This is a genomic window from Cupriavidus sp. SK-4, assembly GCF_000611125.1.
GTDB lineage: Bacteria > Pseudomonadota > Gammaproteobacteria > Burkholderiales > Burkholderiaceae > Cupriavidus > Cupriavidus necator.
Genome location: NZ_JFJW01000115.1, coordinates 1 through 13,308, shown reverse-complemented (window position 1 = coordinate 13,308; position 13,308 = coordinate 1). Strand labels below are relative to the sequence as shown.

The window sequence follows — 13,308 nt, the reverse complement described above, 5'->3', positions numbered from 1 at the left end:
CAGTGCGCCCTGCCGGGCGCACCCAAAAAAATGCCAGCCATCCCGGATGGCCGGCACCAAGCTCACAGCAGTTGGAGACTGAGACCCCGTCGCGCGTCGCCGCCGCCGGACAGCGCGCCCTCGGGGCAAGCCTCAATCTGCATGACCTCGACAACTTCGCCTTCGTCCACCCGGACTCGTCCGTTCGGGGTATGCGAAGCCCACATGCACGGCTCTAGTGTGTCCCTTCCCAATGACTTTCATGAAGGAGGGGCCGATGGCCAAAGCAGAGAATCTCGTGACATCGATCCAGGTGGAGATCGACGCGCCGGTAGCGCTGGTGTGGGAAGTGCTGACCGACTTTGCGCGCTACGCGGAATGGAATACGTTCTGCCCGGGGCTGGAGACCACCGGCCGGCTCGGCGACATGGTGTACATGCAGGTGCGCATCCCCGGCACCGACCAGGTCATCCCGGTCAACGAGTACCTGGTGGCGTGGGAGCCGGAACGCCTGCTCTCGTGGGAGCAGCGTCCCACCGACGAGAACAAGGATGCAGCGCGGCGCGACCAGTACCTGGAGGCCGTCGGGCCCGGGCACACCCGCTACTTCACCACTGACCTGTTCCTGGGGCTGAACGCGGAGACCATCATGCGCGAGCACGGTGCCTGGGTGAAGCAGGGGTTCGACCAGGTGGCACGCGACGTCAAGGCGCGCGCGGAAGCGTTGAATGCGCAACGGCAGGCCGGCCGGGGCTGACAGGCAGGTATTAGCCGAACGGCCTGCATAGGCAGGCCGTTCGACAGGTCATTGCGGAGGTCTCTGGCTCAGCACCACCAACGCCGCGGTGCCGCGGCTGCGCACGCAGGCGTCGTTGCAGTGGTCGTGCGCCGCGTCGGCAGAGGCCATGCTGACGGCAGGCATCTCCTGGCTGCCATGCGCGCTGGCAAAGTCGCCGCCCACGGCGATCGCCCAGGCCGCGCCCATTGCGGCGCCGGCCCCGACCAGGCCCGCCGCCCAACGAAATCCGAGCCGCTTCATCGCTGTCTCCTCCGCACCTTTGCTGGGTTTCCATGCTTTTGAAAGCATCGTAGTCAGTGCCGACGCGAAACTCTTCGTCCGAGCAGACTAGGGGGTATCCCGCAGCAGCGCCGGATCGAAAGTGGCGTCGGATCGACAGGAAGGGAGGGTGGACAAGGCCGGACGCGGCGGCACATCAGGTCCTTGATACAGCCGGGCCAGCGCTGCGGCACAGCCGGACAGGCCAGACGGCGCCAGGTGCATGGCGTGCGCGCTCAGCAGGCCCCACAGGTGCGCCACTAGCAGGCTGGACAGGCCGGGGGCCGGCAGCAGGCTAGCGAAGGTTGCGCGCAGCGTCTCGACGCCCGCCAGCACGCGGGCGCGCAGCGGGCAAAGCTCGCAGTCGTCGCCGCACTTGTGCTGCAGCAGCGCCGCCAGCAGGCTGACGTGGCGCGCCAGGTCATCGCCATGGAGCAAGGCGGCCAGCGCCTGCTCCAGCGTGCCTGGCCCGCTGCCGGCGCAGCCCTGCGCCAGTGGCGCGAGGCGGGCGGCGAAGTCGGCTTCGGCGCACGACAGCAGCGCGCCGAGCAGCTCGGTGCGGGAATGGAAATGCCCATAGACCGCGCCGCGCGTCATGCCGATGGCGCGGGCCACGTCGTCCACGGTGACGCAATGCAGGCCGCGGTGCCGGATCAGTTGCAGCGCGCTGGCCAGGATGCGCGCCCGCGTGACGGCGGCATCCTCGCGGGTGTGGCGGGCCATGGGCGCGGCCGGCTTACACGAAATGCACGTCGTCCGGCCCCCAGTGGGCGCGCATGCTGCGGATGCGGCCGTCTGCGCCGAACGTCATGATGTCGGTCACGTCGATGCGGGCCGGCCGCCCTTCCTGGCGGGCGTGCACCGCAAAGGTCAGCGCGGCGGCGTCGCCGTGCGAGCCGCGCGGCGGCGCCACCACCTCCAGGCGCGCGCCCAGCGCGGTGGTGTGCTGGTAGAAGGCCAGGATGGCCGGCTTGCCGGCGATCGGCTGCGCGCCGACCGGGTCTTCCACGGTGGCATCGTCAGCGTAGAGCGCGGCAACGCCCTGCGCGTCACCGGCATTGAAGCGTTCGACATAGGCGAGCAGCGTGGCTTTCATCGCGGCGCTATCGGGCATGGGGGTTCTCCTTGTTGTTCTAGCGTGCGGTGTAGCCGCCGTCGATCACCAGCTCGGCGCCGGTGACGTAGCGCCCGGCGTCGGACACGAGGTACAGGATGCCCGCGGCGATGTCGCGCGGCTGGCCCACCTTGCCCGCGGGGGTCTGCCCGCCCAGGTAGTCAAACAGCGCCTCGCCCTGCCCCGAGGCCTGGGCCACGTGTTCGAGCATCGGCGTGCGGATATAGCCGGGATGGATCGAGTTGGCGCGAATGCCCTTGCCGGCATAGAGCATGGCATCGGTCTTGGCCATCATCCGCACCGCGGCCTTGGACGCGTGATAAGGCGGCACGTCCGGCCCGCCAGCAATGCCGTACATCGACGACACGTTGACAATGGCGCCGCCGCCGGCGCGCTCCATGTGCCCGATGGCGTGCTTGGTGCACAGGAAGGTGCCGGTCACGTTCACGGCCATGACCTGCTGCCATTGCTCCAGCGTCACCTGGTGGGTCGGCTCGTTGGGACCTTCGATGCCGGCGTTGTTCACCAGGATGCCAAGGCCGCCGAAGCGCGCCGCGATCTCCGTGAACACGCGCGCCACGTCGCTTTCGCTGGTGACGTCGAGCTTCCAGAACGCGGCCTCGCCGCCTTCGGCGCAGATGGCTTCCGCGGTGGCCTTGCCGTCGGCTTCCAGCACGTCGAGCACGGCAACCTTCGCGCCGGCCGCGGCCAGCACGCGGGCGGTTTCCGCGCCGATGCCGCGCGCGGCACCGGTGATGGCGGCGACCTTGCCGCGCAGGTCGAACAGGCTATACGGGTATTCCATGATGCCTCCTGGGTCTTGTTGTGTGGGCGTGCGAGCCAATTATGCCGCGCCGCCCTGGGCGGTATCCGCCAGGAAGCCGAGACATTCACGGTTGAAATAAGCGGCGTGCTCCACCATCACCCAGTGGCCGCAGCGGTTGATCATGACGAAGCGCGCATCGGCGCAGCCGGCCAGGAATTTGGTGGCGCCCGAGGCGGGATTGAACTGGTCTTCCGTGCCCCAGAAGCCAAGCACCGGGCACCGGATCTCGCCCAGCCGCGCGGTCAGGTTGGGCACCTTCATGGTGGCCAGCACCTCGCGCGGCTGCTCGCGGCACACCGCCATGCGCTCGTCGACCAGCGCGTCGGTGACCAGGCTGGCGTCGTGCACCAGCAGTTGCAGCAGCTGCCGCATGGTGTCCGGGTTCATGTGGCCACCGGTAAACAGCGACACCATGCGCTGGATGCCCTCCATCTGGAAATAGGTTTCGCGCTCTTCCACGCCGCCAGGCGCCATCATCACCAGGCGGCTGACATGCTCCGGGAAGTCCAGCGCGTACTTCAGCGCGATGGCGCCGCCAAGCGAATTGCCCACCAGCACGCAGCGCGGCAGCTCCAGTGCCAGCAACTGCTCACGCAGCGCGGCGACGAAGAAGTCCAGCGTGTACTCGACATCGTCCGGCTTGGACGACAGGCCATACCCCGGCAGGTCCACCACCACGGTGCGAAAGCCCGCCTCGGCGAAGGCCGGCGCGTTGTGACGAAAGTTGCTGTGCCCGCTCGCGCCCGGCCCGCTGCCGTGGATAAAGACCACCGGCTCGCCGCTGCCGGAGTCCAGGCAGTGCAGGCGCAGGCCCGTTGACGTGGTGATGAAGCGCCCGACCGGCAGGTTCGGGTGTGGGGACAAAGGCGTGTGCTGTGACGTAGCGGACATGAGGGCGTCTCCCGTGGTTTGCCCAGCATATTGCGCAGCGCCGCCACCCCGGGCATCGTTCATTCGGACTACGAGCCGGACGGCCACTTCTCCTACGATGGGCGCTCCATGCATCAAGGGGGACCCATGACAGGATTCAACTACACCGGCCAGACCGTGCTGGTCACGGGCGGCATGCGCGGCATCGGCCGCGCCATCAGCGAGGCCTTCCTGCGCGCCGGCGCGCAGGTCTTCGTATGCGGCCGCACCGCACCCGCCGACGACAGCGAACTGCCGGCCGCGGATGGCCACAGCGCCCGCTTCATCGCGGCGGACATCCGCGACATCGAACAGGTCGATGCCATGCTGGCGCAGATCGCGCAGGCCAGCCCCACGCTCGACGTGGTCATCCACAACGCCGGCGGTTCGCCGTTCGCGCTGGTTGCGCAGGCCTCGCCACGGCTGCTGGAATCGGTGATCCGGCTCAACCTGGTGGCGCCGCTGCAACTCGCGCAGCGCGCCAATGCACGGATGCAGCAACAGGCCGGCGGCGGCACGCAGCTGTTCGTGGGCAGCGTCAGCGCGCTGCGTCCTTCGCCCGGCACGGCGGCCTACGGCGCCGCCAAGGCCGGCATCCTCAATGCGGTGCGCACGCTCGCGGTGGAATGGGCGCCCAAGGTGCGCGTGGCCGCGGTCAGCCCGGGCATGGTGCTGACCGAGACCTCGCAGCAGCAGCACTACGGCGACCCCGAGGCGTTGCGCACCATGGCCGCGACGGTGCCGCTGGGCCGGCTCGCGCACCCGGACGACATCGCCGGCGCGTGCCTGTTCCTGGCATCGCCGCAGGCGTCGTACGTGTCGGGCGCCAATCTCGTGATCGACGGTGGCGGCGAGCGTCCGGCCTTCCTCGACGCGGCTTCGCTCAATCGCGGCTGAGCGGCTGCCGCCCGTAGGGAAACCGCCTAGTCCGTTCTGCCGATTTGTGCATGGCTTCCCCTCTCTACGCTTGCGGCCAGGCGAGCGCCATTCGAAGTGCCAGGCAATGAACCAACACCGACACCACGGGGAGACCACCATGCACCATTCACCATTCGGCCCACTGAAACGCCGCAACCGGCTGCGGCCAATCGCTGCCGCGGCAGCGCTGGCCGCGCTGCTTGCAACGCCAGCCAGGGCGGGCGACACCATCGATCTCGGCCACGACACCACGCTCGACTACAGCGTCACCGCCTCCTACGGGGCGGCGGTGCGCACCGGCCACCAGAGCAACACGCTGCTGAGCCCGGCCAATATCAACGGCGACGATGGCAACCGCAACTTCAAGCGCGGCGACATGATCGCCAACCGCGTCTCGCTGCTGGGCGAAGCGCATCTCAAGCACGACGCCTTCGGCGCGCTGGTGCGCGGCAGCGTGTTCCAGGACTGGGCCTACAGCGGCACCAACTCGAACAATGCGCCGTTCACGGTCAACCACAGCGGCCCGTTCAACCAGTTCACCGACTCCGCGAAGGACTATCACGAGCACCGCGCGCAACTGCTCGATGCCTATGTCTATGGCGCGGCGCCGATCGGCAGCACGCAGCTGAGCTTCAAGCTGGGCAACCAGGTGGTCGCCTGGGGCGAGAGCCTGTTCTTCGCCAATATCGCCGGCGCGCAAGGGCCTGCCGATGCCACCAAGGCCTTCGTGCCGGGCGCCGAGGTCAAGGACATCCTGCTGCCGGTGCCGCAGGCGTCGCTGCAGCTGCAGGTCACGCCGGCATTCAGCGTGATGGGCTATTACCAGTTCACCTACAAGCCGAACCAGATCTTCGCACCGGGCAGCTATTTCAGCTCCACCGACGTGGTCGGCCCGGGCGCGGAGTTCATCATCGGGCCCGGCTTCAACATCCCGCGCGGCCCGGATATCCGCCCCTCGGACTGGGGGCAGTGGGGCGTGGGCGCGCGCTTCCGCGTATTTGACAGCACCGAGATCGGGATCTACCAGCTGCGCTATCACGACAAGAACCCGAGCGTGGTCACCTCGCTCTTCCCCACGCTGCAGTACCAGCAGAAGTTCTACGGCGGCATCAACCTGACCGGCGCCAGCTTCTCCACGCAGGTGCTGGGCGCCAACGTCGCCGGTGAAGTCAGCTACAAGGACGGCGTGCCGATGCTGGTGGACGTGGCCGGCTCGCCCACCGCGACACGCGGCAAGGCGCTGCAGGGCCAGCTCTCCGCGATCTACTCGGTGGGCCCGACCTTCCTGGCCGACTCGCAGACGCTGCTGGGCGAAGTCGCCTACCTGCACGTGCTGGACGTGGACCCGGTGATGGGCTTCAGCAAGCTGTCGAACACCCGCAACTCGGCGGCGTTCCAGGTGGGCTGGTCGCTGAACTACAACAATGTGTTCGATGGCTGGGACATGAGTGTGCCACTCACCTACGCCCAGCAGTTCAGCGGCCAGTCGGCGGTGGCCGGCGCCTTCGGCACGCTGATGGGCTATGGCGACAAGCGCGCCAGCGTGGGGCTGACCTTCAAGTACCTGAACAACCTGGAGCTCAACCTGACCTACGCCGCGTTCATCGGCGGGGCCAACATCGCCAACCGTCCGCTGGCTGACCGCGACTACGTGGCCTTCAACGCCAAGTACTCGTTCTGACCTTCGTCCTGACCCGAACTGCCGCGGCGCGCTGCCGCCGCGGCAGCGCGGCCCGACCCTCCCCTGCCATGAACGCCGACCTGATCACCACGCTCAGCAATGAACTCCACCATGCGCTGGTCACGCGCGCGCCGGTGCCGCCGCTCAGCGGCCGCGGACTGGGGCTCGACGTCCACGCTGCCTATCGCATCCAGCAAGGCTTTATCGCCCACCGGCTGGCGGCCGGCGACCGCATCACCGGCAAGAAGATCGGCGTGACCAGCGAGGCCGTCCAGCAGATGCTGGACGTGCACCAGCCGGACTTCGGCATCCTGCTGCACAGCATGCAGTACGCCGCCGGGCAGCCCATTCCCACCGATACCCTGATCCAGCCGCGCGCCGAGGGCGAGATTGCCTTCTTCCTGCGGCGCGACCTGCGCGGCCCGGGCGTGACGCGCGCCGATGTGCTCGACGCCACCGAAACGGTGGCGGCCTGCTTCGAGATGGTGGATTCGCGCATCCGGGACTGGCGCATCCGCATCGAGGACACCGTCGCCGACAACGCCTCTTGCGGCGTCTATGTGCTCGGCGAGGAACGCGTCAGCCCGCACGCGCTGGACCTGGGCGCATGCGCGATGACGCTCGAGAAGAACGGCGAGTGCGTGGCCACCGGGCTTGGCAGCGCCGCGCTGGGGCATCCCGCCGACGCGGTGGCGTGGCTGGCCAACACCCTGGGCAGCTTCGGCATTCCCCTGCTGGCCGGCGAGACCATCCTGTCGGGTTCGCTGGCGGCGCTGATTCCGGTGCAGGCGGGCGACCGGCTATCCATGCATATCACCGGCATCGGCGGCTGCAGCGCCGTATTCCGCTGACTTCCACGACTTTCCTGACTTCCTGACTTTTGCCTAGCGAGACCCCATGAACAAGATCCGATGTGCCCTGATCGGGCCCGGCAATATCGGCACCGACCTGCTCTACAAGCTGCGCCGCAGCGACATCCTGGAACCGGTCTGGATGGTCGGCGTGGAGCCGTCCTCCGAAGGCCTGGCGCGTGCGCGCGAGCTGGGGCTGAAGACCACCAGCGAGGGCATCGACGGCCTGCTGCCGCACCTGGAGGCCGACGATATCCGCATCGCCTTCGATGCCACCTCCGCCTACGTCCACGCCGAGCACTCGGCCAAGCTGACCGCGCGCGGCGTGCGCGTGATCGACCTGACGCCGGCGGCGATCGGGCCGTTCTGCGTGCCGCCGGTCAACCTGGACGCCCATATCGGCAGCAACGAGATGAACGTCAATATGGTCACGTGCGGCGGGCAGGCCACCATCCCCATGGTGTACGCGGTCTCGCGCGTGCAGCCGGTGGCCTATGGCGAGATCGTGGCAACGGTGTCGTCGCGCTCGGTCGGGCCCGGCACGCGCCGCAATATCGACGAGTTCACGCGCACCACGGCGGGCGCGATCGAAGCCGTGGGCGGCGCGCGCCAGGGCAAGGCCATCATCGTGATCAACCCGGCCGAGCCGCCGCTGATCATGCGCGACACCATCCACTGCCTGACCGACGATGCGCCCGACGTTGCCGCGATTACCGCCTCGGTGCACGACATGATTGCCGAAGTGCGCAAGTACGTGCCCGGCTACACGCTGAAGAACGGCCCGGTGTTCGACGGCAAGCGCGTGTCGATCTTCCTGGAGGTCGAGGGCCTGGGCGACTACCTGCCCAAGTATGCCGGCAACCTGGACATCATGACCGCCTCGGCCGCCCGCACCGCCGAATGCATCGCCGCCGCCATGCGCGCCGGCAGCGCGCAAGAAACCGCCAACGCCTGAGGAGCCTGCCATGGTCCAACGCATCACCCTGCACGACATGACCCTGCGCGACGGCATGCACCCGAAGCGCCACCAGATCTCGCTGGAACAGATGAAGGGCATTGCCCGCGGGCTGGACGCCGCCGGCGTGCCGCTGATCGAGGTCACCCACGGCGATGGCCTGGGCGGCGCCTCGGTCAACTACGGCTTCCCCGCGCACAGCGATGAGGAATACCTGCGCGCGGTGCTGGGCGAACTGAAGCAGGCGCGCGTCTCCGCGCTGCTGCTGCCCGGCATCGGCACCGTCGACCACCTGCGGATGGCGCATGAGATCGGCGTGCATACCATCCGCGTCGCCACCCACTGCACCGAGGCCGATGTCTCGGAGCAGCATATCGGCATGGCGCGCAAGCTGGGCATGGATACCGTGGGCTTTCTGATGATGGCGCACATGGCACCGGTGCAGACGCTGGTGCAGCAGGCGCTGCTGATGGAAAGCTATGGTGCCAACTGCCTGTATATCACCGATTCAGCCGGGCACATGCTGCCGCACGATGTCACCGAGAAGCTGGGCGCCGTGCGGCAGGCGCTGCGCCCCGAGACCGAGCTGGGCTTCCACGGCCACCACAACCTTGCCATGGGCGTGGCCAATTCGCTCGCCGCGATCGCCTGCGGCGCCAGCCGCATCGACGCCGCCGCCGCCGGGCTGGGCGCCGGTGCCGGCAATACGCCGATGGAAGTGCTGGTGGCCGTGTGCGAGCGCATGGGCATCGAGACCGGCGTCGACGTATACCGCATCGCCGACGTGGCCGAGGACCTGGTGGTGCCGATCATGGACCACCCCATCCGCATCGACCGCGACGCGCTCACGCTGGGCTATGCCGGCGTGTATTCGTCCTTCCTGCTGTTCGCCAAGCGCGCCGAGGCCAAGTACCGCATCCCCGCGCGCGAGATCCTGGTCGAGCTCGGCCGGCAGCGGCTGGTGGGCGGGCAGGAGGACATGATCGAGGATACGGCGATCACGCTGGCGCGCGAACGGGGCCTGCTGGTGCCGTGACGCTGCCGCCCCGGTTTCGATCAAGCCTGGCGGCGCCGCTGCGCGGCCGGGCATGGCTTTCATCACGCACCAGAGAATGGAGACAGGTTCCCATGCTTCGACTTCCCACCCGCCTGCGGCTCGCTAGCCTCGGTATCGCGGCCGCGGCACTCGCCGCCGCGGCCAGCCCCGCGCACGCGCTCAATATCCTGCTGACCAATGACGACGGCTGCGCCGCACCTGGCATCACCGCGGTCCGCAAGGCCCTGCAGGACGCCGGCCACCGCGTCATCACGGTCGGGCCGGCCAGCAACCAGAGCGGCTCGGGCGCTGCCTATGCCGTGCCCGACGGGCGCACCCGGCTGGTAGTGGATCCGCTCGCCGGCAGCGCCGACACCTTCTGCGTGCACCGGGTCAAGGCCACCTTCGTCGCAGGCGGCGCGCTCAATGCCACCAACCCGGAATACCTGGGCAGCGGCTCGCCGGTTGACGCCACCGCCATGGGCCTGAAGATCGTCGGGCCGGAAAGCAGCTTCACGCCGGACCTGGTCGTCTCCGGGGCCAACTTCGGCGAGAACCTGTCGGACTCCATTCCGCACTCGGGCACGGTGATGAACGTGCTGTTCGCCGCGCGCCGCGGCGTGCCCGGCATCGCGCTGAGCGTCGGCGTGGACTTTGCCGAAGCACGCACCGGCTTCGGCAGCACCGTGGCCGCGTTCCCCAAGGCCGGGGCCTTCCTGGCCCGCGTGATTGCCAGCCTGGAAGCCACGCGCACAGCCGGCCAGCCATTGCTGCCGGTGGCCCACCCGCTGAGCATCAACTACCCGATCGCTGCCGGCGGAACCCCTGCCGGCGTGCGCCTGACCACGCCTGGCACGGTGGATTCCTTTACCACCGCCTACAAGCGCAATGCCGACAACACGGTATCGATCGACGTGGGCGCGCCTGAGACCGAAGCGGCAGCGCTGGCGCGGATCGCGGAGACGCCGGCCTTCCTGGCCAAGTACATCACGATCTCGGCGCTTGACGTCGACTTCCGCCCGACGCCGCTGGCGCGCGGCCTGTTCAACCGCTCGCGCCGCGAGCTGGCCACCCTGGCACCTTAGGCGGAGCAACCATGGGCAAGGACCTTAGATCCTGGCGCCACCTCGTGCTCGTATGCGGGGTCGCGGCGGTCGCAGCATGCGGGGATGACCATGCGCCGGAAGTGAGCGGCACGGCTGCCGTCGGCGCCGCGCTGGCAGGCGCCACCGTGCAGTTGCGCGATGCGCAAGGGCAAGTGCGCAACGCAACCACCGATGCAAAGGGCGCATTCCGCCTGGCCGAGGTGCCGGGCGGCGCGCTGATGGTGCGCTGCGAGGGCGGGCTCGCGCAGGGCGAGCCGAACCGCCTGCGGCTGCATGGCCTGGTGCTGGGCGGGCGCACCGTGAACTGCTCGCCGCTGACGGAGCTGGCGTTGTGGAAGCTGCTGGGCGGGCCGCCGGCCCAGGCGTTCGACAGTTTCGGGCAGGGGCGCGCCAGGGACCTGTCCGCCGAAGCCATGGCCGAAGCGGAAGCCGCGGTACTGGCTGCGCTGGCGGCAGGTGCCGGGGTCGATATCGACCCCGCTGCCTTACCCCGGCGCTGGCATGACACGCCGCTGGAGGCCGGCAATGCCAGCGATCCCCATGACGCCGCGCTGGATGCGCTGCGCGACGCGATTGCCGACCAGGCTTCCATGGACTTCATGGGCGAGATGGTGGTGCGCGGCGTGTGCGTGGCCGACGGAACCTGCGGGTGAGTCGGTTGCCGCTGCGCCGCCAACAGGCAGCCTGAAGCGGCCGGTTTGCCAACCGCAAACGCCGCCCCCTTGCCAGGGGGCGGCGTTTCTGCTTTTTATATCACCCCTGAATCTTTTTTCCAGACCCGGAGGAAATGTGGCTCGCGCGGTGCTTTTCGGGCATATGGGCAAGTGGACCGGCCTGCCGTCGCTGCGCGTGACGGTGGCGCCGGTGTCCGCCATCGACAGCCATCTGGGTGCGGGTCTCGGCGCTCCCCGGCCTGATGGCGATCGCCGGGCTGATGGCGATCGCCGGGCTGATGGCGGGGCTGGGGGTGGCGCTGTCGCTGTTCTGGACGCCCGGCAAGCTGGCGGCACGGCGCAACGGGAGCTGACATGCGGCGCACGCTGACGGGCCTGACCCGATGGCTGCTCGCCGGTACGCTGGCCTGTGCCTCGCTGGCCGCCCCGGCTGCCAGCGCCCCGGCCTGCAAGTGGGCGGACTGGGATGCCTTCAGGCGAACCCTGCTGAGCGCCGACGGCCGCGTGATCGATGCCAGCACCGAGAACCAGGCCACGGTGTCTGAAGGCCAGGCCTACGGCCTGTTCTTTGCCCTCGCGGCCAATGACCGCGCCAGCTTCGACAAGCTGCTTGCCTGGACCGAGAACAACCTCGCCCAGGGCGACCTGATCGCGCACCTGCCGGCCTGGATCTGGGGACGGCTGCCGCCGGAGCAGGCCAAATCGGCAGGCAAGGCCGCGGACAGCTGGGGCGTGATCGATGCCAACCCGGCCTCGGACGCCGACCTGTGGCTCGCCTACACCCTGCTGGAAGCCGGCCGGCTCTGGCAGGAGCGGCGCTTCACCGCGCTCGGCACGCTGATGGCCCGGCGCATCCTGCGCGAGGAAACGGCGGTGCTGCCGAGCCTGGGCCGCACCGTGTTGCCCGGCGCGCAGGGGTTCAAGCTGAGCGAGCGCCGCTGGCGCCTGAACCCAAGCTATGTGCCGATGCAGGTCATGCGCCGGCTGGCCACGCTGCTGCCCGATGAACCGGCCTGGCAGCAACTGGTGGCCAGTTCGGCCAGGCTGATGCTGGACACCGCACCGCGCGGCTTCGCGCCGGACTGGGTGGAATACGAGACCGGGCGTGGCTTCCTGCCCGATGCGCAAACGCACGCCGAAAGCGCCTACAACGCGATCCGCGTCTACCTGTGGGCCGGCATGCTGGCCAGCGACGAGCCCCAGCGCGCCGCGCTGCTGCGCACCTTCACACCGCTGGCGGACTACGTGGCGGCCAAGGGCTTCCCGCCCGAACGCGTCGATACGCAGACCGGCCAGCCCGGCCCCAACGCCGGCAACGGCGGCTTCTCCGCCGCGGTGGCGCCCTACCTGGCCGCGCTCGGCCGCGCCGACCAGGCCAGCGCGCAAGCGCGCCGCACGCGCGAACTGGCGCAGCGCGAGCCGCCCGGCTACTACACGCAGGTGCTGACGCTGTTCGGCCTGGGCTACCTCGACGGCCAGTTCCGCTTCGCGCGCGACGGCGCGCTCGTCCCCGCATGGAAGACAGGATGCCCCGCGCGCTGACGGCCACGTTCATGCCCGCGCTGTTTGGCGCGGCCGGCAGGCGCTAGCGAAGAAGGCGCACGGAGGCCGAGGCTGGCACGGCTATCAAGATAGCCAGCGAAGTGCCGTAATCGCTAGAATGCGCGTTAATGCGCAGCGGTGCGCGTTGGTCTGATCCCGGAGCCGGCATGGAACCCCTCTCTTTTGAATTCGTCACCGTTGAGGAAGCAAAGAAGGTACTGGACGGCGCGCCGCCAGTGCACGCCGAGCCTGACTGGAGCGGCGTGCGGCGCCCGCCTTCGCCGGAAGATACCTTGCTTACAGACGTCGCCATACGGTGGCTGGCGTCGCTGCCGGCCGAGGCGCGACCCGTGGAGCTATGCCGCCGCTATGCGCGCATCGGCAACCAATTGGCTGCGCTATCTGTTAACCCGGCGGCTCTGCATGCTTTCCTGGTTGAGCTGCTGATCGACAAGCGCGGTGGGAGGCAGGGGTTTCCGGATGGGATTGCGTTTGAGTTGTCGCGGTTGCATGAGTATGTGGTGCGACTATTGCCTGGGTTGGGGGGTGAGCAGGGGTGGCCTGAGTTGGTGGATTGAGGTGGGCTGGGGTTGTACGCTAAGCGGTAGCGTGACGCCATGCGGTCGCTCGTCGCCCTTGGCGGGCGTGGCTGTTTCGCCG

The 13,308-nt window shown here is 68.8% G+C and carries 15 protein-coding genes; 10 read left to right on the top strand and 5 right to left on the bottom strand.

Going from position 1 to position 13,308, the window contains the following annotated elements; all coding sequences use genetic code 11:
* Positions 1–256 precede the first annotated feature (256 nt).
* On the top strand, positions 257–736 hold the full coding sequence (locus CF68_RS24425) for an SRPBCC domain-containing protein (protein ID WP_035823817.1): 480 nt from the start codon (positions 257–259) through the stop codon (positions 734–736).
* Positions 737–784: 48 nt separating this feature from the next.
* Here CF68_RS24425 and CF68_RS24420 read toward each other — a convergent pair whose 3' ends face one another.
* From CF68_RS24420 to CF68_RS24400, 5 genes are all read right to left on the bottom strand, one after another.
* Positions 785–1,018, bottom strand: coding sequence for a hypothetical protein (locus tag CF68_RS24420; protein WP_035823816.1), 234 nt, complete (start codon positions 1,016–1,018; stop codon positions 785–787).
* A gap of 87 nt (positions 1,019–1,105) precedes the next feature.
* Entirely contained in the window at positions 1,106–1,759 is a 654-nt protein-coding gene (locus tag CF68_RS24415; protein WP_035823814.1) for a TetR family transcriptional regulator, read from the bottom strand.
* Positions 1,760–1,772: 13 nt separating this feature from the next.
* The gene (locus tag CF68_RS24410) at positions 1,773–2,150 is read right to left on the bottom strand and encodes a nuclear transport factor 2 family protein (RefSeq protein WP_035823811.1); all 378 of its coding nucleotides are present in this window, start codon (positions 2,148–2,150) and stop codon (positions 1,773–1,775) included.
* A gap of 19 nt (positions 2,151–2,169) precedes the next feature.
* Entirely contained in the window at positions 2,170–2,955 is a 786-nt protein-coding gene (locus CF68_RS24405) for an SDR family NAD(P)-dependent oxidoreductase (RefSeq protein ID WP_035823809.1), read from the bottom strand.
* Between the two features lie 39 nt (positions 2,956–2,994).
* On the bottom strand, positions 2,995–3,867 hold the full coding sequence (locus tag CF68_RS24400) for an alpha/beta fold hydrolase (RefSeq protein WP_035823806.1): 873 nt from the start codon (positions 3,865–3,867) through the stop codon (positions 2,995–2,997).
* A gap of 126 nt (positions 3,868–3,993) precedes the next feature.
* On the opposite strand from CF68_RS24400, the gene CF68_RS24395 reads away from it, so the two are divergent.
* The 9 genes from CF68_RS24395 (at position 3,994) to CF68_RS24355 (ending at position 13,226) form a co-directional block, all read left to right on the top strand.
* Positions 3,994–4,782 carry an SDR family oxidoreductase gene (locus CF68_RS24395; protein ID WP_035823804.1) on the top strand — a complete coding sequence of 263 codons (789 nt, stop codon included), beginning with the start codon at positions 3,994–3,996 and terminating at the stop codon, positions 4,780–4,782.
* Between the two features lie 139 nt (positions 4,783–4,921).
* A complete protein-coding gene (locus CF68_RS24390; protein WP_035823803.1) occupies positions 4,922–6,484 on the top strand; it encodes a DUF1302 domain-containing protein in 1,563 nt (520 codons plus the stop codon).
* Positions 6,485–6,552: 68 nt separating this feature from the next.
* Positions 6,553–7,335 (top strand): 2-oxopent-4-enoate hydratase, encoded by a 783-nt coding sequence (dmpE, locus tag CF68_RS24385; protein WP_035823800.1) that lies wholly within the window; start codon positions 6,553–6,555, stop codon positions 7,333–7,335.
* A 46-nt stretch (positions 7,336–7,381) separates the two neighbouring features.
* A complete protein-coding gene (locus CF68_RS24380) occupies positions 7,382–8,290 on the top strand; it encodes an acetaldehyde dehydrogenase (acetylating) (RefSeq protein WP_035823798.1) in 909 nt (302 codons plus the stop codon).
* Between the two features lie 10 nt (positions 8,291–8,300).
* The gene (dmpG, locus tag CF68_RS24375) at positions 8,301–9,326 is read left to right on the top strand and encodes a 4-hydroxy-2-oxovalerate aldolase (RefSeq protein ID WP_035823796.1); all 1,026 of its coding nucleotides are present in this window, start codon (positions 8,301–8,303) and stop codon (positions 9,324–9,326) included.
* 92 nt (positions 9,327–9,418) lie between these two features.
* Complete coding sequence (gene surE, locus CF68_RS24370) at positions 9,419–10,411, top strand: 5'/3'-nucleotidase SurE (protein ID WP_035823793.1); 993 nt, start codon at positions 9,419–9,421, stop codon at positions 10,409–10,411.
* A gap of 11 nt (positions 10,412–10,422) precedes the next feature.
* On the top strand, positions 10,423–11,085 hold the full coding sequence (locus CF68_RS24365) for a carboxypeptidase regulatory-like domain-containing protein (protein ID WP_035823791.1): 663 nt from the start codon (positions 10,423–10,425) through the stop codon (positions 11,083–11,085).
* A gap of 375 nt (positions 11,086–11,460) precedes the next feature.
* A complete protein-coding gene (gene bcsZ / locus CF68_RS24360) occupies positions 11,461–12,648 on the top strand; it encodes a cellulose synthase complex periplasmic endoglucanase BcsZ (RefSeq protein ID WP_035823788.1) in 1,188 nt (395 codons plus the stop codon).
* 167 nt (positions 12,649–12,815) lie between these two features.
* Positions 12,816–13,226, top strand: a complete 411-nt coding sequence (locus tag CF68_RS24355) for a hypothetical protein (RefSeq protein ID WP_035823786.1) — start codon at positions 12,816–12,818, stop codon at positions 13,224–13,226.
* Positions 13,227–13,308 lie beyond the last annotated feature (82 nt).

What these genes read in the sequence shown, in the direction of transcription:
- bcsZ (WP_035823788.1), top strand. Translation starts at nt 11,461, where the DNA reads ATGCGGCGCACGCTGACGGGCCTGACCCGATGGCTGCTCGCCGGTACG.
- CF68_RS24380 (WP_035823798.1), top strand. Translation starts at nt 7,382, where the DNA reads ATGAACAAGATCCGATGTGCCCTGATCGGGCCCGGCAATATCGGCACC.
- surE (WP_035823793.1), top strand. Translation starts at nt 9,419, where the DNA reads ATGCTTCGACTTCCCACCCGCCTGCGGCTCGCTAGCCTCGGTATCGCG.
- CF68_RS24365 (WP_035823791.1), top strand. Translation starts at nt 10,423, where the DNA reads ATGGGCAAGGACCTTAGATCCTGGCGCCACCTCGTGCTCGTATGCGGG.
- CF68_RS24390 (WP_035823803.1), top strand. Translation starts at nt 4,922, where the DNA reads ATGCACCATTCACCATTCGGCCCACTGAAACGCCGCAACCGGCTGCGG.
- CF68_RS24425 (WP_035823817.1), top strand. Translation starts at nt 257, where the DNA reads ATGGCCAAAGCAGAGAATCTCGTGACATCGATCCAGGTGGAGATCGAC.
- CF68_RS24395 (WP_035823804.1), top strand. Translation starts at nt 3,994, where the DNA reads ATGACAGGATTCAACTACACCGGCCAGACCGTGCTGGTCACGGGCGGC.
- CF68_RS24400 (WP_035823806.1), bottom strand. Translation starts at nt 3,867, where the DNA reads ATGTCCGCTACGTCACAGCACACGCCTTTGTCCCCACACCCGAACCTG.
- CF68_RS24415 (WP_035823814.1), bottom strand. Translation starts at nt 1,759, where the DNA reads ATGGCCCGCCACACCCGCGAGGATGCCGCCGTCACGCGGGCGCGCATC.
- dmpE (WP_035823800.1), top strand. Translation starts at nt 6,553, where the DNA reads ATGAACGCCGACCTGATCACCACGCTCAGCAATGAACTCCACCATGCG.
- CF68_RS24405 (WP_035823809.1), bottom strand. Translation starts at nt 2,955, where the DNA reads ATGGAATACCCGTATAGCCTGTTCGACCTGCGCGGCAAGGTCGCCGCC.
- dmpG (WP_035823796.1), top strand. Translation starts at nt 8,301, where the DNA reads ATGGTCCAACGCATCACCCTGCACGACATGACCCTGCGCGACGGCATG.
- CF68_RS24410 (WP_035823811.1), bottom strand. Translation starts at nt 2,150, where the DNA reads ATGCCCGATAGCGCCGCGATGAAAGCCACGCTGCTCGCCTATGTCGAA.
- CF68_RS24420 (WP_035823816.1), bottom strand. Translation starts at nt 1,018, where the DNA reads ATGAAGCGGCTCGGATTTCGTTGGGCGGCGGGCCTGGTCGGGGCCGGC.
- CF68_RS24355 (WP_035823786.1), top strand. Translation starts at nt 12,816, where the DNA reads ATGGAACCCCTCTCTTTTGAATTCGTCACCGTTGAGGAAGCAAAGAAG.